The sequence below is a fragment of the Pseudescherichia sp. genome (assembly GCF_031979925.1).
Taxonomy (GTDB): Bacteria; Pseudomonadota; Gammaproteobacteria; order Enterobacterales; family Enterobacteriaceae; genus Pseudescherichia.
Genome location: NZ_DALZFB010000004.1, coordinates 68,461 through 92,473, shown reverse-complemented (window position 1 = coordinate 92,473; position 24,013 = coordinate 68,461). Strand labels below are relative to the sequence as shown.

Annotated in this window: 22 protein-coding genes; 12 read left to right on the top strand and 10 right to left on the bottom strand. The window is 58.3% G+C overall.

The window, feature by feature from the left end:
* Nucleotides 1-2: 2 nt before the first annotated feature.
* Nucleotides 3-680, bottom strand: coding sequence for a heavy metal response regulator transcription factor (locus RTM13_RS08795; protein ID WP_312211686.1), 678 nt, complete (start codon nucleotides 678-680; stop codon nucleotides 3-5).
* A gap of 599 nt (nucleotides 681-1,279) precedes the next feature.
* On the opposite strand from RTM13_RS08795, the gene RTM13_RS08790 reads away from it, so the two are divergent.
* The 6 genes from RTM13_RS08790 to RTM13_RS08765 all read left to right on the top strand — a co-directional run bounded on the left by RTM13_RS08790 (nucleotide 1,280) and on the right by RTM13_RS08765 (nucleotide 9,521).
* Nucleotides 1,280-2,548, top strand: a complete 1,269-nt coding sequence (locus tag RTM13_RS08790) for an MFS transporter (protein WP_312211685.1) — start codon at nucleotides 1,280-1,282, stop codon at nucleotides 2,546-2,548.
* Between the two features lie 122 nt (nucleotides 2,549-2,670).
* Complete coding sequence (locus RTM13_RS08785; RefSeq protein ID WP_312211684.1) at nucleotides 2,671-3,456, top strand: hypothetical protein; 786 nt, start codon at nucleotides 2,671-2,673, stop codon at nucleotides 3,454-3,456.
* Between the two features lie 174 nt (nucleotides 3,457-3,630).
* Nucleotides 3,631-6,603, top strand: coding sequence for a formate dehydrogenase subunit alpha (gene fdhF / locus RTM13_RS08780; RefSeq protein ID WP_312211683.1), 2,973 nt, complete (start codon nucleotides 3,631-3,633; stop codon nucleotides 6,601-6,603).
* The gene (locus RTM13_RS08775) at nucleotides 6,603-7,091 is read left to right on the top strand and encodes a DUF1641 domain-containing protein (protein WP_312211682.1); all 489 of its coding nucleotides are present in this window, start codon (nucleotides 6,603-6,605) and stop codon (nucleotides 7,089-7,091) included. The genes fdhF and RTM13_RS08775 overlap by 1 nt, the downstream gene beginning before the upstream one ends.
* Before the next feature lie 17 nt (nucleotides 7,092-7,108).
* Entirely contained in the window at nucleotides 7,109-8,521 is a 1,413-nt protein-coding gene (locus RTM13_RS08770) for a cytochrome ubiquinol oxidase subunit I (protein ID WP_312211681.1), read from the top strand.
* Nucleotides 8,514-9,521, top strand: coding sequence for a cytochrome d ubiquinol oxidase subunit II (locus tag RTM13_RS08765; RefSeq protein ID WP_312211680.1), 1,008 nt, complete (start codon nucleotides 8,514-8,516; stop codon nucleotides 9,519-9,521). Before RTM13_RS08770 ends, RTM13_RS08765 begins: the two co-directional genes overlap by 8 nt.
* On the opposite strand, the gene RTM13_RS08760 is transcribed toward RTM13_RS08765, so the two are convergent.
* The 6 genes from RTM13_RS08760 to RTM13_RS08735 form a co-directional block, all read right to left on the bottom strand.
* Entirely contained in the window at nucleotides 9,491-10,444 is a 954-nt protein-coding gene (locus RTM13_RS08760) for a GlxA family transcriptional regulator (RefSeq protein ID WP_312211679.1), read from the bottom strand. The genes RTM13_RS08765 and RTM13_RS08760 overlap by 31 nt on opposite strands.
* A 26-nt stretch (nucleotides 10,445-10,470) precedes the next feature.
* Nucleotides 10,471-11,661 carry an MFS transporter gene (locus RTM13_RS08755; RefSeq protein WP_312211678.1) on the bottom strand — a complete coding sequence of 397 codons (1,191 nt, stop codon included), beginning with the start codon at nucleotides 11,659-11,661 and terminating at the stop codon, nucleotides 10,471-10,473.
* 48 nt (nucleotides 11,662-11,709) lie between these two features.
* Complete coding sequence (locus RTM13_RS08750) at nucleotides 11,710-12,471, bottom strand: SDR family oxidoreductase (protein WP_312211677.1); 762 nt, start codon at nucleotides 12,469-12,471, stop codon at nucleotides 11,710-11,712.
* A gap of 44 nt (nucleotides 12,472-12,515) precedes the next feature.
* On the bottom strand, nucleotides 12,516-13,331 hold the full coding sequence (locus RTM13_RS08745; protein WP_312211676.1) for an SDR family oxidoreductase: 816 nt from the start codon (nucleotides 13,329-13,331) through the stop codon (nucleotides 12,516-12,518).
* Between the two features lie 100 nt (nucleotides 13,332-13,431).
* Nucleotides 13,432-14,349 (bottom strand): LysR family transcriptional regulator, encoded by a 918-nt coding sequence (locus RTM13_RS08740; RefSeq protein ID WP_312211675.1) that lies wholly within the window; start codon nucleotides 14,347-14,349, stop codon nucleotides 13,432-13,434.
* Nucleotides 14,346-15,260 carry an AraC family transcriptional regulator gene (locus tag RTM13_RS08735; protein WP_312211674.1) on the bottom strand — a complete coding sequence of 305 codons (915 nt, stop codon included), beginning with the start codon at nucleotides 15,258-15,260 and terminating at the stop codon, nucleotides 14,346-14,348. The genes RTM13_RS08740 and RTM13_RS08735 overlap by 4 nt, the downstream gene beginning before the upstream one ends.
* Before the next feature lie 122 nt (nucleotides 15,261-15,382).
* Here RTM13_RS08735 and RTM13_RS08730 point away from each other — a divergent pair, with 122 nt between their 5' ends.
* Nucleotides 15,383-15,916 (top strand): carboxymuconolactone decarboxylase family protein, encoded by a 534-nt coding sequence (locus RTM13_RS08730; RefSeq protein ID WP_312211673.1) that lies wholly within the window; start codon nucleotides 15,383-15,385, stop codon nucleotides 15,914-15,916.
* 40 nt (nucleotides 15,917-15,956) lie between these two features.
* On the opposite strand, the gene RTM13_RS08725 is transcribed toward RTM13_RS08730, so the two are convergent.
* The gene (locus tag RTM13_RS08725) at nucleotides 15,957-16,913 is read right to left on the bottom strand and encodes a LacI family DNA-binding transcriptional regulator (protein WP_312211672.1); all 957 of its coding nucleotides are present in this window, start codon (nucleotides 16,911-16,913) and stop codon (nucleotides 15,957-15,959) included.
* Nucleotides 16,914-17,205: 292 nt separating this feature from the next.
* Here RTM13_RS08725 and RTM13_RS08720 point away from each other — a divergent pair, with 292 nt between their 5' ends.
* The 5 genes from RTM13_RS08720 (at nucleotide 17,206) to RTM13_RS08700 (ending at nucleotide 22,086) form a co-directional block, all read left to right on the top strand.
* On the top strand, nucleotides 17,206-17,520 hold the full coding sequence (locus RTM13_RS08720) for a PTS sugar transporter subunit IIB (protein WP_312211929.1): 315 nt from the start codon (nucleotides 17,206-17,208) through the stop codon (nucleotides 17,518-17,520).
* A gap of 12 nt (nucleotides 17,521-17,532) precedes the next feature.
* Nucleotides 17,533-18,858, top strand: a complete 1,326-nt coding sequence (locus tag RTM13_RS08715; protein WP_312211671.1) for a PTS sugar transporter subunit IIC — start codon at nucleotides 17,533-17,535, stop codon at nucleotides 18,856-18,858.
* A gap of 19 nt (nucleotides 18,859-18,877) precedes the next feature.
* The gene (locus tag RTM13_RS08710) at nucleotides 18,878-20,269 is read left to right on the top strand and encodes a glycoside hydrolase family 1 protein (protein WP_312211670.1); all 1,392 of its coding nucleotides are present in this window, start codon (nucleotides 18,878-18,880) and stop codon (nucleotides 20,267-20,269) included.
* A gap of 1 nt (nucleotide 20,270) precedes the next feature.
* Nucleotides 20,271-20,573 carry a PTS lactose/cellobiose transporter subunit IIA gene (locus RTM13_RS08705; RefSeq protein WP_042393431.1) on the top strand — a complete coding sequence of 101 codons (303 nt, stop codon included), beginning with the start codon at nucleotides 20,271-20,273 and terminating at the stop codon, nucleotides 20,571-20,573.
* A 133-nt stretch (nucleotides 20,574-20,706) separates the two neighbouring features.
* Nucleotides 20,707-22,086, top strand: coding sequence for a carbohydrate porin (locus RTM13_RS08700; protein ID WP_312211669.1), 1,380 nt, complete (start codon nucleotides 20,707-20,709; stop codon nucleotides 22,084-22,086).
* A 44-nt stretch (nucleotides 22,087-22,130) separates the two neighbouring features.
* Here the strand turns inward: RTM13_RS08700 and nepI are convergent, their stop codons facing one another.
* Nucleotides 22,131-23,315 (bottom strand): purine ribonucleoside efflux pump NepI, encoded by a 1,185-nt coding sequence (gene nepI, locus RTM13_RS08695; RefSeq protein ID WP_312211668.1) that lies wholly within the window; start codon nucleotides 23,313-23,315, stop codon nucleotides 22,131-22,133.
* Between the two features lie 196 nt (nucleotides 23,316-23,511).
* Nucleotides 23,512-23,964: a DUF1198 domain-containing protein gene (locus tag RTM13_RS08690; protein WP_409456033.1), complete on the bottom strand. Its 453-nt coding sequence runs from the start codon at nucleotides 23,962-23,964 to the stop codon at nucleotides 23,512-23,514.
* Nucleotides 23,965-24,013: the final 49 nt, after the last annotated feature.

Sequence of the window (24,013 nt, the reverse complement as noted above, 5' to 3'; positions counted from 1 at the left end):
AATCAGGAGCGGATCTCAAGGACATAGCCCATCCCGCGCACGGTATGCAGCAGTTTGACCTCGAATGGCATATCGATCTTGGCGCGCAGGCGCTTAATCGCGACCTCGACAACGTTGGCGTCGCTGTCGAAATTCATATCCCACACCTGTTCGGCAATCATCATTTTTGACAGGATCTCCCCCTGGTGACGGGCCAGCAGGCTGAGCAGGGAGAACTCTTTTGCGGTAAGCTCCAGCCGAACCCCGGCGCGAAATACCCGGCGGGCCAGCAGATCGAGATGCAGGTCGTGAATGTGGATCTGGGTAATATCCGCGCCCTCCGTTGAACGACGGCGCACCAGTGCCTGAATGCGGGCCACCAGCTCAATCAGCGAAAAAGGTTTGGGGAGATAGTCATCCGCGCCAAGACGCAGCCCTTTTACGCGCTCATCAACCGAGCCGCGCGCCGAGAGCATCAGCACTGGCGTCTGCTTACTGGCCCTCAGCCCCTCCAGCACCCGGTAGCCGTCCATTCCCGGCAGCATGACGTCGAGAATGATGGCGTCGTAGTCGTACTCCAGCGCATAGTGCAGGCCCTCCGCACCGTTGGCGGAGACGTCGACGGTAAATCCCGACTCCCCCAGCGCGCGGCTGAGGTAGGTCGACGTCTTCTCTTCATCTTCAACCAGCAGCAGTCGCATACGCAGTGCCCTTTTTCGCTATGCCGCTGCGCGGCATGATGAGCTATCTTACGTCAGCGCGGCCAACGGCTGGCTGACAGCCTCCTGACATTTCTGTCAGAAATGTTAGCGGATCCCACCCATTTAAAAATGGCGCAAAGAAGCATGAGCTTATGAAGAGCATTCATGAGTATTAACTCTCCATCACTACGTTAGGCACGGTGCGATATGTAGGCTCGGTAAGCGTAGCGCCACCGGGCGTTACTATGCTGACGCAACAATGCCGGGCGGCACTGCGTTTGCCCAGCCTACGGTTAGCGCGGCGCAGTTTGCAGGCGATAGCCGCATTTACCTCTACCTCTAAAGTGTGACTCCGATCACATACCAAAACTCCTCCGGCACGACTTGCCAGCTAAATTGAGTTAGATCACGAAAAATAGTGAAACGTCGGTTCATCATTACTTAAAAATGTGAGTTAGATAACACATACCAGCCCAAAAACGGGCAATAACCATTTCCGACGTTCTGCGTAGCGCCGTTTTTCCTCTCTATCTCTATTCGATTCTTTGTCCGCTGCTTTGCAGCGGTCGGCCAGTCATTGCTTTAAAAAAGGGGTATGTATGCGCAAAACAGGTCACATGCGCTGGTTTATGGTTTCGCTGGTGACGCTCGGGACCGTTCTCTGCTATCTAACCAGAAACACTATCTCGGCGGCAGCACCAACGCTACAAACCGATCTGCACATCACCACGCAGCAGTACTCCTGGATTATTGCTACCTTCTCGGCCTGCTACACCATTGCTCAGCCGATCGCGGGGTATATCCTCGATTCGCTCGGGACCAAAATGGGCTATACCATCTTCGGCCTGCTGTGGGGCGTGTTCTGTATTGGCGCGTCTTTCTCTACCAGCTGGACAGGCCTGGCGTTTTTCCGCGGCCTCGGCGGCTTTGCCGAAAGCGCGATGATCCCCGCCGGGCTGAAAGCGGTAACCGAGTGGTTCCCGGACCGGGAACGTTCGGTGGCGGTGGGCTACTTTAACGTTGGCTCCTCTATCGGCGCGGTGATTGCGCCCCCGCTGGTAGCCTGGGCGATCTTTATGCGCGACTGGCGGCTGGCCTTTATTATCGTCGGCGTCTCCAGCGTGCTATGGGCCGCAGGCTGGTTCTTCACCTATAACCGTCCGGCAAAGGCGAAATCCCTCTCCAAAGAGGAGTATCTCTACATAACCGGTGGACAGCCGGAGAAAGAGCATGTGGAGAAGGTGCGCATTGGTCGCCTGCTGAAGCAGCGTAAGTTCTGGGGCATCGCGCTGCCGCGCTTTCTGGCCGAACCGGCATGGGGAACCTTCAACGCCTGGATCCCACTGTTTATGGTGCATACCTACGGCTTTAGCCTGAAAGATATCGCCATGTTTGCCTGGATCCCGATGCTATTTGCCGACGTAGGCTGCATCGTGGGTGGCTATCTGCCGGGAATATTCCAGAAGCTGTTCGGCGTTAACATTATCGTTTCCCGTAAGCTGGTGGTCACCATGGGGGCGGCACTGATGATCCTGCCAGGCATGGTGGGACTGTTCGGCAGCCCAATGGTGGCGATTGGCCTGCTGTGCGTCGGCGGGTTTGCCCACCAGTCCCTCTCCGGGGCGCTAATCACCCTCTCCTCCGATATGTTTGACTCCGGCGAAGTGGCGACCGCTAACGGCTTCACCGGCATGGCGGCGTGGACGGCGAGCACCCTGTTTGCGCTGGTGGTGGGTGCGCTGGCCGATACCGTCGGTTTTAGCCCGCTGTTTGCCGTGCTCTCCGGCTTCGACGTGGTCGGCGCAATCCTGCTGTGGATGCTGCTTAAGAACCCTGCCGAAACCCTGATCCCGCAAGAAACGTTCTGACTAAAAATGCGCCACCGGCAACCGCAGGTGGCGCGTCTCAAAAACCATTTAATTAGTGTAGAATTCCATTCGTTGCTATAAGTATCACTTGTTCGTTAATTACATCGACAAAGGATGACAAGATGGCCCGAATGAACGTTGCTATTGCTGATGCGAAACAGTGGCAGGGTATCGATTCAGATGTGTTGCATATCATACTGGAAGGGACCTATCGCTCATTTGTAGACATGATGGGCTATGAACTTGATAAAGATATTGTCGTTACGAACGATCTGGACAGTCAGACGCCAATGATTTTCTTTCCGCTGAATACACGGGAGGAGCGGGAGAGATACTCTATTACCCTGAAGGTCGAAGATACGCGAAATTGGGGAGAGATCGTTTATCAGCTCTCCCATGAGATCTGCCACGCGTATTGTAACTTTTATAAGGCGAAGGCCACCAAACATAAGTGGTTTGAAGAGGCTATTTGTGAAGCCGGCGCCTTTAGCAATCTAAATAATATTTACCAGAGTTGGAACGATTTACCCTTTGTAAAACATCCGGCACTGGAGACGTTTCGTCAGGAAATACCTGCCTGTCTCGAAAAACTGTTAAAGGACGTACCGCAGGGTATTACCACTGGCGATATTCTGGAATTCATTAACGTTAACCTGCCGGTATTTGAAATAAAAAGCATCACCAAAATCTGGGACCGTGATAGCCACATTAAACTGCGGGCAATTTCCTACTATTTATGCGAACAGCTGTTCTATATCGATAGCCGCTACTGGCGATCGGTGCTGCATTTTAATGAGTGGGATGCCACTACCGATAAAAATTTTGTCAGCTTTATTAATAGCTGGGCGAAGCACGGCGGCGATGATGTGCGTCCCGTCGCCGCCTCGTTAGGGATCCTGCTGATATAGATCCGTTAACCTCGCCCCGCCGTACATACCTGGCAACATCCCTGCCTGGCGCCCTCTCTTAACCGTGGCTACCTTTAAACAACTATAACGAAGGCGCATCCCTGCGGGAAAAGATGCCTTCACTCTGCTGCGGCGTGGTTTGCCGACGGCCACTGGCAAGGTTGAGGAAGTAAAATGAGCGAGCCCCTGTGTACCCTGTTTTACGACGGGAGGCCGGTTACTGGCCCGGCGAACGTCCCGTTAATCGACTTTCTAACCGCGGGCGGCCTGAAGCTGCCCCATGTCTGCTACCACCCATCGCTTGAACCGATGCAAACCTGCGACGTCTGCTGGGTGGAATACAATGGCGAACTGGTGCGCGGCTGCTCGCTTAAAAGCGCAGAAGGCATGGAGATAGCCAGCCGCACGCCGCTTGCCGAGGCGGCGCAGCATGAGGGGATGGACCGCCTGCTGGCGAAGCATGAGCTCTACTGTACCGTCTGCGAGCACAACACAGGCGACTGTACGCTGCATAACACCATGGCGGATATGCATATCCCCATTCAGCGCTATGAGTATCAGCGTAAGCCCTACGTGAAAGACCACTCCAACCCGTTCTACACCTACGACCCCGATCAATGCATTCTCTGCGGCCGCTGCGTGGAGGCGTGCCAGAACGTGGAGGTGAATGAAACGCTGAGCATCGACTACACCATGGCGCATCCGCGCGTGCTGTGGGACGGTGGCGAAACCATCGCCGGATCAAGCTGTGTCAGCTGCGGCCACTGCGTCACTGTCTGCCCCTGTAATGCGCTGCTTGAGAAAACCATGCAGCCGGACGCCGGGCCGTTTACCAGCATGAAACAGTCGCTTAAGCGACCCATGATCGATCTGGTGAAAGCGGTCGAAAACACCACCGGCGCGGAAATCGTCACCGGTATTTCGGTGATGGACATGCACTGGCGTCAGCCGGAGATCAAACGCACCAAAACCGTCTGCACCTATTGCGGCGTGGGCTGCAGCTTTGAGATCTGGACGCGCGACCGCCACGTGCTGAAAGTGCAGCCGATGGCCGACGCGCCCGCCAACGGTATCTCTACCTGCGTGAAGGGCAAATTCGCCTGGGATTTTATTAACGATAAAGAGCGCCTTACCACCCCGCTGATTCGTGAAAACGACCGCTTTCGCAAGGCGAGCTGGGATGAAGCGCTGGAGCTGGTGGCGCGCCGCCTGCTGCAAATTCGCAACCAGCACGGTCCGCAAAGCATCGGCTTTATCGGCTCCAGTAAAGGCAGCAACGAAGAGGCCTACCTGACGCAGAAAATCGCCCGTCTGATTATCGGCACCAACAGCGTGGACAACTCCTCCCGCTACTGCCAGAACCCTGCTACTCAAGGGCTATTCCGTACCGTAGGCTACGGCGGTGATGCGGGCACGATAGAAGATCTGCAGAAGGCGGATCTGGTTGTCATCGTCGGCAGCAATACCGCGGAAAACCACCCGGTTATTGCCGCAAAGATCAAAGCGGCGAGAAAGCATCACGGGCAGAAGCTGCTGGTCGTCGACCCCCGCCGTCATGAGATGGCCGAGCGCGCCGATCTGCACCTGCGCGCCCGCCCCGGCACTGACATGGTATGGGCCTCGGCGATGGCCCGCTATATGTTCGATAACGGCTATGCTGACCAGGCGTTTCTGGCCGAACGCGTTAACCAGGTAGAGGAGTATCGCCAGTCGCTGGCGCCCTTCACGCTGGAGTTCGCGGCAGAAATCACCGGGCTTTCCGTTGAGGAACTCACCGCCGCCGCTGAGCTTATCGGCAAGGCAAGCGCGGTTTGCATCATCTGGGCGATGGGTATCACCCAGCATAGCCACGGCGCCGACGCCAGCACCGCGCTCTCTAACCTGCTGCTGGTAACCGGCAACTATGGCCGTCCCGGCACCGGTGGCTACCCGATGCGCGGCCACAACAACGTGCAGGGGGCGAGCGACTTCGGCTGCCTGAAAGATTACTACCCCGGCTACGAGTCGGTGAGCGATGAAAGCGTGCGCGAAAAGTGGGCGCGCGCCTGGGGCGTCGAGCCGGAGCGGCTGTCGCTGGAGGCGGGCTCGGATAACTTCGAGATGGTTGAGCACGCGCGTACAAAACAAATTCGCGCCATGTATGTGATTGGCGAAGAGACCGCTTTTGCCGACGCCGATACCACTAACGTTCACGAGGGCTTTACCAACCTCGATTTTCTGGTGGTGCAGGATCTCTTCTTCAGCCGCACGGCGCAGTTCGCCGACGTGGTGCTGCCGGGCTGCCCAAGCGTGGAAAAAGAGGGCACCTACGTCAACACCGAGCGGCGTATTCAGCGCTTCTACGAGGCTATAGCCCCCCTCGGTGATAGCCGACCGGACTGGCACATTCTCACCGAGCTTGCCGCCCGCATGGGACATGACTGGGGCTATACGCACCCGTCGCAGATTATGGCCGAAGCGGCACGCATCGCGCCCCTGTTCGCAGGCGTTAGCTACGAGCGGCTCGAAGGCTTCAGCTCCCAGGTCTGGCCCGTCACGGCGGAGGGCAAAAGCACGCCGCTGCTCTACACCGATAAATTTAAAACGCCCGACGGACGCGCCATTCTCTACCCGCTTAAGTGGCAGCCGCCGCAGGAAGAACCCGATGAGCAGTACGATCTGACGCTCAACAACGGCCGCATGCTGGAGCATTTCCAGGCAACCAACCAGAGCGGGCGCGGTGGGCGCACGATGTCGCTGTCGCCGGACTGGTTTGTGGAAATTAGCCCGGCGCTTGCCGCCGAGCGCGGCCTCGCGGAGGGCGACTGGGTGAAGCTCACCTCACGGCGCGGCTCGCTGGAGGTGCCCGTGGTCGTCACCGACCGCGTAGCGGGCGGCACGCTGTTCATCTCTATTCATCAGGGCAAGCCGGGCATTAACCTGCTGACGGGCGAACATCACGATCCGGACGTTAACACGCCGGCCTATAAAGAGATCGCTATCCGGCTGGATAAGCTTTCACGCGAGCCGCACCCCTCACCTCTGCCGCGGCACAACTTCCGCTACGGCAACCGCACGCCGATACCGCATGTACAGGTTGAGGAGAAATGGCAGCGCGACGACTATCGCCTCCCGCCCGAACAGGCCCCGAATCCGGAGAAATTTTAATGGCTAAAGCGATTGAGTATCAGGTGGAGCCGCCGAAAATCGGCCCCACCGCCGAGGAAGAACTTCAGCGTCTGTTACAGACGCTGCATGAGCATGGCGTGCTGCGCCTCGCCAACGATCTGGTGGCCAGTAATAACGACTGGCTCAAGGTGATTGTTGACGGCCTGAGCCGCAAAGGATCGCTGAACGTCATCCAGAATATCTCCGTGCTGCTAATGGCGCTCTCCACCATTCCGCCGGAGCAGACCTACAAGCTCGCCTTCGGCCTGCGTGATTTTGTGGCCGAACTGAGCCGTGAGGAAGAGCAGCCGCAAAGCGCGAACGGCAGCGCGCCGGGGGCACGCGGTGCCTGGAAAATGCTGCATGACGACGAGCTATGGCACTCTCTCACGCCGCTGCTAAACGGCCTGAAGGCTTTCTCCCGCCGCATGGAGGAAGAAGTGGATAAACCGATTTCGTCGTTCAGCGGTAAACCGAGCGACGCCTGAGGCTCAACGGAGGAAGCATGATAAGCCAGGAGACGGCTTTGTGGCTGGCGCGCAGCCAGTTCGCCTTTACCATCGGCTTTCACATTGTGCTGGCGGCCTTCACCATCGGCCTCGCCCAGTGGCTGATGCTGCTGGAGGGGCTGTGGCTGTGGCGTAAACAGCGCGTTTATCTCGATCTCTACAAATACTGGAGCAAGGTATTCGCGCTGAACGTTGGGGTGGGCGTGGTGACCGGCGTGCTGATGGAGTTTCAGTTCGGCACCAACTGGGGCGCGCTCGCTAACCGTGCCGGTGCAGTGATGGGGCCGATGATGTACATGGAGGTGCTGGTCGCCTTTTTCCTTGAGGCCGGGTTTATGGGGGTGGTGCTTTTCGGCATGGGCAAGGTGCGCCCCTGGGTGCACTTTTTCGCTACCTGCGTGGTGGCCGCCGGGTCAATTTTCAGTGCCTTCTGGATCCTCTCCGCTAACTCCTGGATGCAGACGCCAGCCGGTTTTATCACTGGGGCAGATGGTCGTTTTCAGCCCGTCGACTGGTGGGCTGTGATCTTTAACCCCTCTTTCCCCTGGCGTTTTGTTCACATGACGCTGGCAGCGATGCTCGCCACCGCCTGCCTTATCGCCGCCGCAGGGGCGTGGCACCTGCGAAAACGCCCCGATAACCGCGGCGCAGGGCTGATGTTCTCCTGGGGCCTGTGGCTGCTGCTGTTCGTCACCCCGATTCAGGTTGTGATAGGCGACCTGCATGGTGAAAACACACGCGATCACCAGCCGGTAAAGCTGGCGGCGATGGAAGGCAGTTGGGATCCGCCGCCGCCCGGCGAGGGCGAGCCGCTGCGGCTTTTCGCCATTCCGGATATGCAGGCGCAGCGCAATCACTTTGAACTGGCCATTCCAAATATCGGCTCGCTCTACCTGCGCCACAACCTTACCGGCACTATTCATAGCCTGAACCAGTATCCGCGCGAGGATCTTCCCTGGGTGCCTGGGGTGTTTTTCGCGTTTCGCGCAATGGTAGGGCTTGGGCTGCTGATGCTCTTTTTCGGCGCAGCCGGGCTGGTCACACGTCTGCGCGGCAGGCTATGGACCTCGCGCTGGCTGCAACGCGGCATGGTATGGATGGCACCAGCAGGCTTTTTCGCCATGCTCGCCGGGTGGTTTGTGACCGAGACCGGACGCCAGCCTTGGACGGTTTACGGCGTGCTGCGCACCGCGCACAGCGCTTCCCCCATCGCCCCCGCGCTGGTGCTGACCTCCTTTTTTGCCATCCTGGTGGTGTATCTGCTTATCTTCGCCATCGGGCTGTGGTTTTTGCTGCGCCTGCTTGGCAGGGCACCATCCCATGATGAAAGAGAGCCAAATGCGGAAGTGGCGGAGCAGACCGGACGTGGCATAACGCCGCAGAGCATACGGGGGCGCTACGATGCTTGAGGCTATCCTTTCTATGCCACCGTTAACGCTGCTTAGCGCCATCGCGCTGGCCTTCGGCGTGCTGATCTACGTGGTGCTGGACGGCACCGATCTTGGTGTCGGCCTGCTCGCGCCATTTCAGCCGCCACAGGCGCGCCAGCAGATGAACATCTCTATTCTGCCGGTGTGGGACGGGAACGAAACCTGGCTGGTGCTGACCGCAGGCGCGATGCTGGCACTTTTTCCGCTCGCCTTTAGCATCCTTTACAGCGCGCTCTATCTGCCGGTCTATATCATGCTGCTGGCGCTGATCGTGCGCGGCATGGCCATAGAGTTTCGCCACCAGCGTCCAGCGCTGTTCGACCCGCTGTTTATCGGCGGATCATGGGTTGCGTCGCTAAGCCAGGGCGCAACGATGGGCGCATGGATTGAGGGAATAGCGCATAACGGCGAGCACTTCACCGGCGGTCCGCTGGCGTGGCTTTCACCGTTTTCGCTCTATTGTGCCGTTTCGCTCACCGTGGGATATGCGCTGCTCGGCGCCTGCTGGCTGGTGTGGCGCTGTGAAGGGGATCTGGCCGTCTGGGGCAGGCATCAGGCAATACGGCTTGCGCTGCTTACCGCCGCGCTGCTGGCGGGGCTGGTTATCTGGACGATGCAGCTGCAGGAGAATTATCGCCTGCATTTGCTGGCCTGGCGCTACAGCGGGCCGCTGGCGCTCATCGCGCTGCTGGCGCTGGTGGGGCTTCTCGCCACGCTGCGCCGCAAAGGTGAATTTTTGCCGCTGGCTATGGCTCTCACGCTCTTTTGCACCGCGTTTGGCGCTATGCTGCTGGCGGTGTTTCCGTTCATTCTGCCGCCCGGCCTGCTGCTGACCCAGGCCGCCGCGCCGCCCGCCACGCAAAAGCTGATGCTTATTGCTTTCGGCGCATTTGTGCCGATTACGCTTCTCTACAACAGCTGGGGCTTCTGGATCTTCCGCGGCAAAGTTCACGCCGCACGGGATGCAGATCGTCCCTGACGCAGCGCCTGGGGCGGCACGCCATAGCCACGGACGAAAACTTCGCGCATATGGCGGCGGTCGCGAAAGCCGGATTCGCGGGCGATGGCATCGAGAGTTAAACGGCTCTGCTCAATCATCAGCCGGGCCGCCTCAAGGCGCAGTCCCTCAATGGCCTTAGCCGGCGATTTGCCGGTCTCGGCACGAAACAGTCGTGTGAGCTGACGGGCGCTGATGTGTACGGCATCCGCTAAGTCATCTACCGTCAGCGGCTTGCGCAGGTTTTTACGCGCATACTCCAGCGCGCTTTGCAGCCTGTCGGAGCGGGGTGCCAGGGCCAGCATCTCCGAATGCTGGGTCTGGCCGCCGGAGCGGCGCTGGTTCATCACCAGACGGTGCGCCACGCTGCGAGCCACATCTGCGCCCAAATCTTTCTCTACCATCCCCAGCGCCATATCCAGACCGGCGGTGAGACCCGCCGAAGTCCAGATCGCCTCATCAATAATAAAGATGCGATCATCCTCAAGCTGAATGGTCGGATGCAGGCGTTTCATACTGGGAGCGTGCGCCCAATGGGTAGTGGCGCGTCGGTTCTCCAGCAGCCCCGCCTGGGCCAGCACAAACGCACCGGTACAGATCCCTGCCAGCCGCCTTGCCTGTCGGGCTGACGTTTGTAGAAAGGTAATAATTCCCGGCGTGGCGGGCTGCTCGGTAGGCATCAACACGCCCGCCAACAGCCAGGTATCCATCTGTAGATCGGCAGATAATGGCGCACTATCGATACCAATCCCCGACGATGAGCGCACCGCTCCGCCGTGCTCTGAGTAGACCGCCGTCTGGTAAAAATTCTCGCCCGCTACAATATTGGCAAACTCAAAAACGGTCAGCGTTGAGAGGGCCAGCATCTGAAAATTATCGGAAATAATTAAACCAATCCTGTGCATCAGATCACCTTACCGAAAATGAGAAGTCAGACGTTCACCGCCTGGCGGGGCTGCGTGCGAAAATGCTCCGAGAGCCAGAGGCTTACCAGCGCCAGCAGCAGAAAGAGTATCGCACTGACCATTACGCCATAAAAGCCATAAAGCGGATAGATCCATGAGGCGACGGCGGAGCCAAAGCCAATCCCGCAGAACATAAAGGCGCTGGTCAGCGCCAGAGAGATGCCCCGCGTCTGCGGATCGGCCATTTCCACGATCCTGCGCTGCTGCGAAGGCCACAACAGATCGGTGGCAAACGCCCAGAACACCAGCGCAATATAGAGCAGCGCGAGCTTGCCCGGCAGCAGTGTGATGACCACCATATCCACTACCAACAGCGCTATCCCTGCGGTCAGCAGGCGCTCGGCGCTGTAGACCCTGGCGGCCCGCGCGACAAACAGGTTGCCGACAATACCGGCCACGCCAATCACCGCCAGCGCAACCGACACGCTGCCGCTGTCGCCATGCCAGGTATCACGCACAATCGGCGAGATGAAAGCATACAGGTCATAGACGCCGGAAGTGATAAAGAACACGACCAGAAACGCCGTCAGCGATGTCCGCTCCGTCAGTACCTGCCCAACCTGGCGCAGGCGAATATCTGCCCCGGCGACGCTGTTTGGTACGCTCAGCATAATATTGATGACCGACAGCACGCTCATTGCCCCAACGAGGGTAAACAGCATTCGCGCCCCTAATAGATTTGCGACCCAGGCCGCCAGCGGAATGCCGACCATGCTGGCCATCGACACGCCCAGCAGGATCATGGCGATGGCGCTGCCGCGCTCCTTTTGTTTCACCAGCTCCGATCCCAGCGCCACCAGTACCGGCCCGATCAGCGATGCACCGAGACCCATCGCGATCCGTGCGAGCACCAGCACGCTGTAGTCTGGTGCCAGGGCAAACAGAAACGCCCCCACGCCAAAGACGCTCATTCCGGCAACCACCTGCTGGCGTCGCCTGACGTGGCCGAAAAAGACCTGCGCCAGCGGAGCGCCTATGGCAAAGGTCAGACCGAAAATGGCCAGCAGCCGAGCGCTCTGAGCATCGGTCAGCCCCCAGGCATAGGAAATTGGCTCCAGGCTCCCTGCGACGGAGAGCGCTCCGGTCGCCTGTACAAAATAGGCCAGGCTTAAGGCCCACAGCGCCCGGCGCTGGGGAGCGGTAATCTCATTTTTCATCGCCACGATCTCTTAAAGCCGAAGCGGCTTACCCGCTCCGGCCAGCGGTTACGCTACGGGAATAGGGTTCTCAACCATTGCCTGGTTGAACTGATTCACGACGGCATGCTCATCCGCGCCCGGATTGGCGCGGGCGGGCAGCACGCGGTCAACGATAGCTTCGATATTATCGCAACCCAGTTTCTCGAAGGTCTCGCTGATAAAGGCGTCCAGCGGCATGGCCCGCTCGTCACCGCTGCGGTAGACCAGATCGGTATCGACCCATGGAGGGGAGATCTCAATCACCTTCACGCTGGTGTCACGCAGCAGAAAGCGCTGCGAGAGAGTGTAAGAGTGGATCGCCGCCTTGGTGGCGGAGTAGAGCGCGTTACTCGCCAGCGGGATAAAGGCCAGGATCGAGCTGTTGTTGATCAGCACCGCATCCGGCTGTTTTTTCAGATGCTCGATAAACGCCGAGGTGACGCGTACCGGTCCCAGCAGGTTGGTGTTGAGCAGAGAGACGGCCATCGCGTCATCCTGCACGCCCGCGGCGTTATCAAAGGGCATGATGCCAGCGTTGTTGATGACCACGTTCAGCGCCGGGTAGCGTGACAACACGCTCTCGGCCGCCGCCTGGACGCTTGCAGCATCGGTAACGTCAAGCACTACCGAGTCCATTCCCGGATTAGCGGCAGTGACGCTATCCAGCAGCGTTTTGCGGCGGCCGGAAATAATCACCTTATTGCCCAGCTTGTGGAACTGCTCAGCCATCGCCCGGCCAATGCCAGAGGTGCCGCCGGTAATGAAAATTGTGTTGTCGGTCAGTTTCATAATCTCTCTCCAGTCAGTTTCTTAACGTTGTTATATGCAGGTGATTAATGGGTTGTGCTGGTGCGGTAGCGATCGGCCGGTACGCTGGACGAAAGGTGTTTCATCATGGCCTGACGGGCGGCTTCCCACGTCTGCCACTCCTCCTGCGCATGCAGTGAAGGAATAGTAATCAGCTCGCCCTGGCTGAAGCCGACCAGTGCGGCATCCACCATGTCCTGCGGACTCATCACAATGGATTTATCAAGCTGGTCGAGCGGCAATCCACCGTTGTCCCAGAACGGCGTGGCGGTTGCGCCTGGCAGGACGGCCTGTACCTGAATACCCTTTTCGGCCAGCTCATGATGCAGCGACTGGCTGAAGGCCAACACGTAAGCTTTTGTCGCGCCGTAAACACCGTTAAGCAACTCCGGGGCGATGCTGACAATAGAAGCGATATTGATAATTGCCCCCTGCCCGCGAGCTACCATGCCCGGGACAACGGCGTAGGTCAGACGGGTCAGCGCGGTCACGTTGAGATCGATCATCGACTCCATGCGGTCAATGTCGCTGTCGAGCAGGGAGGTATGGGTGCCGACGCCTGCGTTATTGACCAGCAGCGTGATGCTGGCGTCCTGGCGAAGCTTCTCTTCCAGTGCCCGCAGTGATTCAGGCTGATTCAGGTCGGCGGAGATCACTTCTACGTTACGGGAGGTATCGGCGGTAATGTGGCTCGCCATCTGGTTCAGGCGGTTATGGTTGCGGGCAACGATTATCAGGTCATAACCCATTCTTGCCAGCCGGCTGGCGTAGATAGCGCCGATACCGGTAGAGGCGCCAGTAATCACTGCCGTGCCTCTGTCCGCACGAAATGCTGTATTCATGATGTTCACCTTGTGTTGTGTTATCGGGTTGGTGAACTCATCTTATGCGCTTTCGTGATGTCTTAAATGACGTAGAGGGTAGTGATTCAGGACATCATAATTAATACGCGACGTCCGGCAGCAGGTTGGTAATTGCCGTTAGGTGCTCCCGCAGGACGCTGTGCAGCTGGCGAATAGCCGGAGAAAACTGCTTGCGATGTGGACAGATGAGGTTGAGCGGCGCGGCTTCCCCTGGATGCTCGGGTAGCAGCATCTCCAGCCGTCCGGCCTGCACATCGGCGCTGATGTCGATCCACGACTTATAGACGATACCCATGCCCTCTACGGCCCAGCGCCGCGCCACGTCGGCGTCATCACAGAGCAGGCGGCTTTTGACCGTTAGCGGTCGGCGAGTGCCGTTCTCAGGGAAGCTCCACTTGTCGTAGACGTGGCTGTTCATGGTAAACAGCAGGCAGTGGTGCTGCGTCACCTCGTCAAGGCTGGCGGGCCGTCCGTGCTTTTCAAGGTAGGCCGGAGAGGCTGCCAGCACGCGGCGATTGTTCTCCGCCAGCGGCAGCGCCACGTAGCTGCTGTTATCCAGCACGCCGTAGCGAATGGCAACGTCTACCGGGTCGCGAAAGACGTCGCTGATCTGGTCGGAGAGCGAGAGCCGCAGGGTGATTTTGGGGTGCATTTCGCAGAAACGGGTTATCAGCGGCAGCAGGACGTTGCGCCCGATATCCGATGGCATCGCCACCTTCAGCTCGCCCTGTAATTCGTTATCGCTGTGCAGGCTCTCTTCGCCGGCCTGCACCACGGCCAGCAGCTCCTGAGCGAACGGCAGATACTTCTCGCCCTCCGCCGTTAGCCGCAGGCTGCGGGTGGATCGGGCGAAGAGGCGCTTATCGAGATCCCGCTCCAGCCGGTGAACGGCAGCGCTTACCTGGCCCGGCAGCAGATCGGCCTCTCGTGCGGCGTTAGAGAAGCTTCCCAGCGCCGCGGCGCGCACAAATAGCGTCACATCTTCAAGGCGAATCATGCTCTTGGTCTCTTTCGATACTGGCCCGGAGTCATACCATACAGGCGCTTAAAGGCCTGTGTAAACGAGGCCAGTGATAGAAACCCGCAGCGTCCGGCCACCGCATCCACGGTTGCCTGCGTCTCCTCCATTAGCATCCGCGAGGCGAGGGTCAGGCGCAGCTGGGAGAGCCAAACCTGGGGCGTCTGGTGATAGCTGCGGGCAAAGTGGCGGGCAAAAGTGGCGCGGGATAAGAAGCAGCGCTCGGCCATGATCTCCATCGTCCACGAATGGGCCGGATCGGCCAGTACCGCCAGTAGCGCAGGGGCCAGCCGTTTATCGCTCATCAGGCGCAGCAGCCCGGCAGGAGGTTCACGCAGGGAGAGCAGGATCCGCATCAGCAAGGCCAGCAGCGTCGCAGCCAGGCTTTTGACTATTGTGGCCCCGCCCGGCTGTGGCGTCAGGCTCTCCCGCACTAGCATCGTCAGCAGAAGCTCCAGCTCAGGGCAATCTTCCCGGTCGTGGGTTTGCAGATGGATCAGCGCCGCGTTGTCGGCGAAGAGCCAGCTGTAGCCCGGCCCGAAATGAAACTCGCCGCACAGCACCTCTACCGCAGGACCCGGCCCGCTGGTCTCTACTTCAATTAGCGTCCCGTTATGACGTTTCGCTACGGGCGCGACCTGTCCCCACTCCACCAGCCCCTGAAGCAGATGCGGCGAGCCGTGGGGCAGCAGCAGGATATCCCCAGCGCGCACGTCAAGCGTTCTGCCCGCCATCACCAGCCGGGCTTCACCGCGCAGAATAACATGCCAGGGCACGGTGCCAGCGGCAAGCTGGGGATGGTCGGCCTCCCAGCGTCCGGAAAAGCGGCAGTGCAGGTTAACGGCGCACTCCGGGGCCAGCATAGCAAGTAGTTGGCTAAGGCTATCCATAACTTCTCCTGAGACGACAGGACAAAAAATCGAGACGATGAGCGGCAACGGCCCTGCCGCGGGCCCCCTATTATGAGTCCATCGCCGATACGGCGGAACCCATAAACTGACAGGAGAAGATCATGAGCCGTTTAACTACTATCCAGCCCGATAACGCCACTGGCCAGACAGCTGAACTCTTCAGCGCCATTAAACGTGGGATGGGTAAAGTGCCCAACGCCTACCAGACCATTGGCAACGCGCCGGATATGCTCGCCCAGGCGTTGCAGCACAACGCCGCGCTGGCGAAAAGCAGCCTGAGCAAACGCGAGCTGGAGGCAATTAACCTCGCCGTCAGCGAAGCTTCCGGCTGTGATTACTGCCTGGCTGCTCATACCCTGACCGGCAAAATGGCAGGCTACAGCGTTGAGCAGACCGAGCAGCTGCGTCGCGCCGACTATCCAGAAGATGCGCACATTGATGGCCTGGTGAAATTTGTGAAAGCGCTGGTTACGACGCGCGGTACGCTGCCGGAGGAGACCGTTAGCCGCTTCCGTGACGCGGGCTTTAGCGATCGTCAGGTGGTAGAGACCATCAGCGCGGTCAGCGCCATTCTGTTCACCAATATGATTAACCGGGTCAACGACACCGTCGTGGATTTCCCGAAGGTGAACTAAGCGAGCGGCCCGGTGGTGCGTTGCTGCCGGGCCTGCTCTGTCAACGTTGGCGCATATCCGGAATAATCAGATCCCCGCGCAGCACGCATGAACCCAGCACGTCCTGGGTTTTTTCGCTCAGCCAGCTGACGATACGGGCCGCCATCGCGTCCATCGAGTATTCGATAGCCGGGATGGTTGGGATCCCCGGCAGATGCACGGAGCCAGCAAGGCTGAAGACCATGATGTCACCCGGCACCGATTTATTAAACGCCTGCAGCTGGGTAATCACCCGCTGCGCCTCCTGCTCGTCGGCCACCAGCAGGGCGTTAAAATTGAGCGTGGAGGCGTTGTTGAGCAGCACCTGGAGCGCAACCGAGGCCGAGGTGGCGTCCATAAACACCAGGTTACGGTTAAAGGGCAGGAAGTTGTTTTCCAGCGCGTGCTTGTAGCCCAGCAGAACCCGCTCGGCAGAGCCGCTGATGTCGGGGTGGATGAGCGCTATCTGCCGTCGCCCCTGACTAATTAAATAGTTACAGGCCGTTTCCGCCGCGAAGGCGTGATCGAACTGGATGCTGTTCGGCGTGTCGGCCTCTGCACAGTCCACCAGAATCACATCGTCATAGCCAAGGTTACTCAGCGGGAAACGCGCCCCGATGATCAGGACGTCATCGCACAGGCCGCAGGTCAGCTCATCGAGGGCGCTAATCACCTCCGAGCGACTGTTGGCAAAGCGCAAAAGCAGGTGCTTCTGATGCTGGCTAAGGTGCTTCTCCAGCGCGTAAAGGTAGCCGGTGGTCTGGTTGATATTGTCCTGGGCGCAGATGACGCCAATGCAGCCTGTGGTTTGGCTAAGCAGAGACTGGGCGATGACGTTGGGCCGGTAGTTTAGCTCCTCGACGGCTTTCAGCACCGCCAGCCGGCTGGCCTCTTTGACCCCGCGTGACCCGCTCAACACCCGTGAGACGGTCGCTTTAGACACTCCCGCCAGACGTGATACATCGTTGATTGTAGACATCTTTATCCCCTGTCAGGCCGCATGCGCAGCCCAAAAACCAACCAAAACATGGTGCATAATATCGCCAGCAGCAGTATAGCTGGATTCTATTTCCCATGGAAACCGATTTTCCGTTTAGCTCCCATTGCTGGTAGTGAACCATAAAAAGCTGTGATGTAAATCCAGGAAAATTATCATATACCCTATGGATTTTGATGAGTATCACACTTCAACACCTAACAGATGGAAACCGGTTTCCATCTGTTATCCAATCACCATTGTAATAACTTTTAACATTTAGAGGATGGGGATGATGATCAAGATCATGCTGTGCTGCTCTGCGGGGATGTCCACTAGCCTGTTGGTCAGGAAAATGGTCGAAGCGGCAGATGAAAGAGGTTTACCGGTAGAGATCGATGCTTACGGCGTAGCGGAGTTTGATACCCAGTTTCCACGCTACCAGGTGGTTCTGCTGGGGCCGCAGGTGAAATACATGCTCAACACGCTGTCAGAAAAGGCTGCCGCCCAAGGCATTCCCGTTCAGCCCATTAACCCAATGGACTACGGTATGCAGCGCGGCGACAAGGTGCTGGACTTTGCTCTGTCGCTCATCGAAGCGGCACACTAAAAGGGTGTTCCTATGAGTTCGTTATATCAATCCATGGTTGCCGTTATCGAGCAGTCCATCACGCCGCTGGCAGGGCGACTGGGGCAACAGAAGTATGTCATCGCCATCCGCGACGGCTTTACCGCCGCGCTGCCGTTTATGATCATCGGCTCCTTTATGCTGGTGTTTATCTTCCCGCCCTTCTCTGCCGATACCACTAACGGTTTCGCGCGCGGCTGGCTCGATTTCTCCCAGACCTACCGCGAACAGCTGATGCTGCCGTTTAACCTGAGCATGGGCGTGATGACCTTTTTTATCTCGGTCGGGATCGGTGCCAGCCTCGGGCGGCAGTTTAATCTCGATCCGGTGATGTCCGGACTGCTGGCGTTTATGGCCTTCCTGCTGGTGGCTGCACCCTATGCCGACGGCAAAATCTCCACCCAATATCTGTCCGGTCAGGGGATCTTTACCGCACTGATCACCGCCATCTACTCCACCCGCGTCTATGCGTGGCTGAAGCAGAACAACATCACCATCCGCCTGCCGAAAGAGGTGCCAACCGGCGTGGCGCGCTCCTTTGAGATCCTGATCCCGGTGGTGGTGATTATCGGTACGCTGCACCCGCTAAACCTGTTTATCGAGGCGCAAACCGGCATGATCCTGCCTCAAGCGATTATGCACCTGCTGGAGCCTCTGGTTTCGGCATCGGATTCCCTGCCAGCCATCCTGCTCTCCGTTCTGCTGTGCCAGATCTTCTGGTTTGCCGGTATCCACGGGTCGCTGATCGTTACCGGCATTATGAACCCCTTCTGGATGGCGAACCTCTCCGCTAACCAGGCCGCACTGGCGGCAGGCGCGGCGCTGCCTCACGTCTACCTGCAAGGTTTCTGGGATCACTACCTGCTGATTGGCGGCGTTGGCTCGACCCTGCCACTGGCCTTCCTGCTGCTGCGTAGCCGTGCCACGCATCTGCGGACCATTGGCAAGATGGGCATCGTACCGAGCTTCTTTAATATCAACGAGCCGATTCTTTTTGGCGCGCCGATCATCATGAACCCGATGCTGTTTATCCCCTTCGTCTTCGTTCCGATGGTTAACGCCTGCCTCGCCTATGGCGCGACGAAATTGGGCTGGCTGGCACAGGTCGTTTCGCTGACGCCGTGGACAACGCCCGCGCCTATCGGCGCGTCATGGGCCGCTAACTGGGCGCTGAGTCCGGTCATCATGTGCGGGATCTGCATGGTGCTGTCCGCCCTGATGTACTTGCCGTTCCTGCGGGCCTACGAGCGTTCGCTAATGAAAACCGAAGAGCAGAAAGCGCAAGACGTTACTCCGCTGGCCGGAACCGTTCGCCAGTAATTAACGGGAGAGAAGAGAGATGAAATACGTATTCCCAGAGCATTTCTGGTGGGGCAGCGCCAGCTCCGCGCTGCAAACCGAAGGCCAGAGCCAGCAGGGCGGCAAAAGCACGACCACGTGGGACCACTGGTATGCCAGCCAGCCCTGGCGCTTTCACCAGCAGGTCGGTCCGCAGGACACGTCGACCTTCTACCAGAACTGGCGGCAGGATATCGCCCTGCTCAAGCAGCTCAACCACAACAGCTTCCGTACCTCGCTGAGCTGGTCGCGGCTGATCCCGGACGGCGTGGGCGAGGTTAATCCTGAGGCGGTGGCGTTCTATAACAACGTTATTGATGAGCTGCTGGCCCAGGGGATCGCTCCATTTATCACCCTGTTCCACTTTGATATGCCGATGGCGATGCAGGAGAGAGGCGGCTGGGAAAACCGTGAGGTGGTGGAGGCGTTTAGCCGCTACGCGCGGATCTGTTTCGAGCTGTTTGGCGACCGGGTGCTGCACTGGTTTACCTTCAACGAGCCGATTGTCCCGGTAGAAGGCGGTTACCTGTATGACTTCCACTACCCCAACGTAGTGGATTTCAAACGGGCGGCGACGGTGGCCTACCATACGGTGCTGGCGCACGCCTCGGCGGTTCGCACCTACCGCGCCGGGCACTACGCCGGAGAGATTGGCATTGTCCTCAACCTGACGCCGTCCTATCCGCGCTCAAACAACCCGGCGGATCTGACCGCCGCGCACCATGCCGATCTGCTGTTTAACCGCAGCTTCCTCGACCCGGTGCTGGTTGGCGAATATCCGGCGGACCTGGTGGCACTGCTGAAGGAGTACGATCAGCTGCCGGTCTGCCTCCCGGAGGACAGCGCCCTGATTGCCGACGGCAAAATCGACCTGCTGGGAATTAACTATTACCAGCCGCGACGCGTGAAGTGCCGTGATAGCGCAGTTAACCCAGCCTCGCCGTTTATGCCGGAGTGGCTGTTTGATTACTACGAGATGCCGGGCCGAAAAATGAACCCTTATCGCGGATGGGAAATATACGAGCCGGGTATTTACGACATCCTCACTAATTTACGCGTTAATTACGGCAACCCACGCTGCTTTATTTCAGAGAACGGTATGGGCGTCGAGAATGAGCAGCGTTTTATTGAGAACGGACAAATTAACGATCAATACCGGATTGAGTTTGTTTCCGGACATTTGAAGTGGCTGCATAAGGGTATCCAGGAGGGCTGTCACTGCCTCGGTTACCATATGTGGACATTTATTGATAACTGGTCATGGTGCAACGGCTATAAAAACCGCTACGGCTTTGTGCAGCTCGATTTAGCCAGCCAGACGCGGACGATTAAACGCAGCGGAGAGTGGTTTGCTGCCACCGCCGCCAATAACGGATTCAATGAGGAGCAATAAGATGATTGAACTGGAAGAGGCCGTCATGGAGATTATCGTCAACGCCGGACAGTCGCGCAGCCTCTGCTTCGAGGCGTTGCACGCCGCGCGCGAAGGCAACTTTGACGAGGCGAACAGCCTGCTGCGCGAGGCGGACGGCTACGCTCGTCAGGCGCACCATATGCAGACCAAACTGATCGAGCAGGATGCCGGGGAAGCCCGCCAGCCAATGACCTTAATTATGGTTCACGCCCAGGATCATTTAATGACGTCACTGCTGGCCCGTGAGCTATCGGAAGAGATTATTCGTCTTTATCAACGTTAATTAATTATGGAGAAATAGTCAGTCAGTTTTTAAGTAATCTGTACCTCACAATTAATGGTGATAGCGCAACTATTCCGCATCAAGCGGCGGGATAGTTATTGTCTAAAAATAATATATTAGATCGAGACAAAAAATGAATATCAATAAAAAACTTCCAGTCGCGCTGGCGGTTATGGCTGCCCTTTGCTCTGGTTCAGTCAGCGCCCAGGAGTTTACTCAGGAACAGATCGACGCGATTGTGGCAAAAGCGGTAGATAAAGCCCTCGCGGAGCGGCAAAAGAAAATTGATGTAGCGGTAGATAAAAAGGCCGACGTGATCACCGAGCCGGAGTCGGCGGCCCAGTCGCCGGATATGGCAATCCCCTTTGGCGTGAAGTTTAGCGGCTATGCCCGCTACGGGGCGCAGTTCCAGGGCGGCGATCAGAAATTCGTTGGCGTTGACGGATCCTATAACGGCTCCTCCGCCATCGGTCGTCTGGGCAACGAGGGCAACGGCGGTGAATTCCAGCTCTCGAAAGCCTTTAAAGGCGATAACGGCGCGATCTGGGACATCAACGTGATGTTCGATCACTGGGGCGACGAGGTGAACCTGAAAAAAGCCTACGCCGGGGTGACTAACATTCTGGAGTCCAACCCCAACGCCTACCTGTGGGCGGGCCGTGATTTCCACCAGCGTCCGCAGCAGGGGATCAACGACTACTTCTGGATGAACCACGACGGCCAGGGCGCAGGGGTGAAAAATTTCGACATCGGCGGCGTGCAGTTTGACGTCGCGGCAGTAGCGGCGGTGGAGTCCTGTAGTCCGGAAGTGATGAACGATGAGGGCAACCCGTCGCGTATCACCTGTACCGGCGGCTCCGGCACCGGTGATAAAGGCAACTACGCCATTACCTCCAAAGTGCACGGCATGAAGGTCGGCCCGCTGGATCTGGAGCTGTACGCCAACTACGGCTTTGACTCGAAGGCGGTAGACACCGACGAGCGTAAAAATGCCTGGCAGGGCGGCGTCGTGCTGAGCCACACCGGTGAGAAAGGGGTAAACAAGGTAATTGCCCGCTACTCGGACAACTCAGATAACAGCGTCTATAACAAAACCGACGACCTGACGGCGATCTACGCCAGCTTCGAGGGTAACTATAAGTTTACCCAGCAGGCGCAGATTGAGTACCTGCTCGCCTTCCACGACTATGACAATGATGCCAATAGCGTGGATAACCGACGCAACTACGGCGCGATCGTGCGTCCGATGTACTGGTGGAACGACGTGCACTCTACCTGGCTGGAAGCGGGCTATCAGCGGGTCGATTTTGACCAGGGCGGGGATAACCACGGCTGGAAGCTGACGCTGTCGCAGAACATCTCAATTGCGATGGGGCCGGAGTTCCGTCCAATGCTGCGCTTCTACGTCACCGGCGGGCAGGTGGATAACGACCGCACTGCACGGGTTAACGGCACGGAGGAGAGCAATCTCGACTCGTTCAACGTCGGCGCGATGTGGGAAGCGTGGTTCTGACAATTAACGCCCGGCGGCGCTAGCGCTTGCCGGGCCTACGTTTATTACCCTTTGACGCGTACTTTCGCAGCCACCAGCAGCGCCGTCAGCAGCATCAGGCTGCCGGAGAGCACCAGCGGCGAGAGCAGGCCGAGGTTATCGAGTGCGTAGCCGCCGACTGCCGCACCGCAGGTATTGGCAAGCTGGATCACCGCAACCTGGATCGATCCGGCTTTTTCCGCCTGATCCGCCAGCGAGCGGGTGATCCACGTCGACCAGCCCACCGGCACCAGCGCAAAGGCTAATCCCCACACTACCGCCACCACAGAAGCGACGATTTTATCGCTGCCCCACAGGATCAGCGTCAGGGCACTAAGGGCCAGCACCAGGGGTGCAACGGCCAGCGCCGTTTTCAGCGATTTTTTCAGGAACGCGGATGACATTGAGGTGCCGATAAAGCTGGCAATACCAAAGCTGAGTAGCACCAGCGTCAGGCCATCGACGTCAAAGCCTGCCATGCTCATATAGACTGGGCGGATGTAGGTAAAGAAGGCGAACTGACCGGCAAAGGCCATAAATATGGCAGTCATCCCCGCCAGCACGCCTGGCCGCTTGAGGATGCCAAACATATTTTCCTTGTGCTGCATCGGCTCGCCTGGCAGGGAGGGCAGCGCTTTCCAGACCCACAGCGTACAGACGATCCCCATCACCGCCGCCGCGTTAAAGACGTTTCGCCAGCCAATGATGCCGCCGAGGAAACTGCCCAGCGGCGCGGCGATCACCAGCGCAATCGACACCGCGCCAAAAATTACCGACAACGCTTTGGGTACCACACGCATCGGGACCAGCCGCATGGTGAGCGAAGCGGACATGGCCCAAAAACCGCCGAGAGCGAGGCCTAAGCAGGCGCGCCCGATGAGCAGCAGGGTAAAGCTGTTGGCAAACGACACCAGCAAACAGGAGAGAGTTAGCAGCACCGAGAAGATCAGCACCACGTAGCGGCGATCGGTGGTGCGAATGGTCTGGGTGATAAACAAGCTAGCGAACATGGCAACAAAGGCGGTCATGGTGACCGACTGTCCGGCGGTGCCCTCGGAGATGCCCAAATCCTGCGCCATCGGCGTCAGCAGGCTGACCGGCAGAAACTCTACGGTGATGAGGCAGGCCACGCAAAAGGCGACGGCGAAGACGGCTGACCAGTTTGGCCGGGCCAGTTCCGGGTGGGGTTTTCCCTGTAAATGCTCACTCATTTTGCCTCCAGGCAACGTCACATTGCGGTAAAGTCGCGCAGTGTAACATTCTGAGTGTGACGCATTTAACGTTTTAGCAACTTATACAGTGAAATGTGCAATTGTTTGCGCCCGACGGCGCTGCGCTTGCCAGGCCTACAGGATCGAGCATGATGTGTAGGCCGGATAAGCGTAGCGCCATCCGGCGTTACGCTGCTTAATGCAGCCAGTGGACGCCCTCGTCAGGCATAAAGAATGCGTTGTAGCGCACCTGGAAATTGTTGATGTCGGCCATATCCGGCTCCAGCTCGCGCAGGAAACCCAGCGCCAGACGCACCTGGGCATCGGTCAGCGGCGCGGCCAGACGGGCCTTTTGCAGCGTGCGGTGCCAGTAGTGGAGGTTTTGCTCGCTGCTATCGACAATGCACGCCTGCCAGATCAGTAGCGTCTGGGCGGCATTCTGGAGATGTGCCTCGTCCGGACGAGAGAGGTACTGAATGTACTCCGCGCCTGCGGCTTTACCCAGCTGATCGATCATCGATTCAACCGGCATCGGTGTAGTACCCAGCCGCTCGCTCAGACGACGCACCGCCCGCCGCGAGTCTGAGGTCAAAACGCGAAAACCTACTACAAAAACAATAACCAGCGTCGCCAGCGTTAACCAAATCATGAAAGCTCCTGCCCTGTGCCAGAACGCTTATCATACGGGTAAACGCGGC

Coding starts and splice junctions, on each gene's coding strand:
- RTM13_RS08795 (WP_312211686.1), bottom strand. CDS start 680: ATGCGACTGCTGCTGGTTGAAGATGAAGAGAAGACGTCGACCTACCTC.
- RTM13_RS08790 (WP_312211685.1), top strand. CDS start 1,280: ATGCGCAAAACAGGTCACATGCGCTGGTTTATGGTTTCGCTGGTGACG.
- RTM13_RS08785 (WP_312211684.1), top strand. CDS start 2,671: ATGGCCCGAATGAACGTTGCTATTGCTGATGCGAAACAGTGGCAGGGT.
- fdhF (WP_312211683.1), top strand. CDS start 3,631: ATGAGCGAGCCCCTGTGTACCCTGTTTTACGACGGGAGGCCGGTTACT.
- RTM13_RS08775 (WP_312211682.1), top strand. CDS start 6,603: ATGGCTAAAGCGATTGAGTATCAGGTGGAGCCGCCGAAAATCGGCCCC.
- RTM13_RS08770 (WP_312211681.1), top strand. CDS start 7,109: ATGATAAGCCAGGAGACGGCTTTGTGGCTGGCGCGCAGCCAGTTCGCC.
- RTM13_RS08765 (WP_312211680.1), top strand. CDS start 8,514: ATGCTTGAGGCTATCCTTTCTATGCCACCGTTAACGCTGCTTAGCGCC.
- RTM13_RS08760 (WP_312211679.1), bottom strand. CDS start 10,444: ATGCACAGGATTGGTTTAATTATTTCCGATAATTTTCAGATGCTGGCC.
- RTM13_RS08755 (WP_312211678.1), bottom strand. CDS start 11,661: ATGAAAAATGAGATTACCGCTCCCCAGCGCCGGGCGCTGTGGGCCTTA.
- RTM13_RS08750 (WP_312211677.1), bottom strand. CDS start 12,471: ATGAAACTGACCGACAACACAATTTTCATTACCGGCGGCACCTCTGGC.
- RTM13_RS08745 (WP_312211676.1), bottom strand. CDS start 13,331: ATGAATACAGCATTTCGTGCGGACAGAGGCACGGCAGTGATTACTGGC.
- RTM13_RS08740 (WP_312211675.1), bottom strand. CDS start 14,349: ATGATTCGCCTTGAAGATGTGACGCTATTTGTGCGCGCCGCGGCGCTG.
- RTM13_RS08735 (WP_312211674.1), bottom strand. CDS start 15,260: ATGGATAGCCTTAGCCAACTACTTGCTATGCTGGCCCCGGAGTGCGCC.
- RTM13_RS08730 (WP_312211673.1), top strand. CDS start 15,383: ATGAGCCGTTTAACTACTATCCAGCCCGATAACGCCACTGGCCAGACA.
- RTM13_RS08725 (WP_312211672.1), bottom strand. CDS start 16,913: ATGTCTACAATCAACGATGTATCACGTCTGGCGGGAGTGTCTAAAGCG.
- RTM13_RS08720 (WP_312211929.1), top strand. CDS start 17,206: ATGATCAAGATCATGCTGTGCTGCTCTGCGGGGATGTCCACTAGCCTG.
- RTM13_RS08715 (WP_312211671.1), top strand. CDS start 17,533: ATGAGTTCGTTATATCAATCCATGGTTGCCGTTATCGAGCAGTCCATC.
- RTM13_RS08710 (WP_312211670.1), top strand. CDS start 18,878: ATGAAATACGTATTCCCAGAGCATTTCTGGTGGGGCAGCGCCAGCTCC.
- RTM13_RS08705 (WP_042393431.1), top strand. CDS start 20,271: ATGATTGAACTGGAAGAGGCCGTCATGGAGATTATCGTCAACGCCGGA.
- RTM13_RS08700 (WP_312211669.1), top strand. CDS start 20,707: ATGAATATCAATAAAAAACTTCCAGTCGCGCTGGCGGTTATGGCTGCC.
- nepI (WP_312211668.1), bottom strand. CDS start 23,315: ATGAGTGAGCATTTACAGGGAAAACCCCACCCGGAACTGGCCCGGCCA.
- RTM13_RS08690 (WP_409456033.1), bottom strand. CDS start 23,964: ATGATTTGGTTAACGCTGGCGACGCTGGTTATTGTTTTTGTAGTAGGT.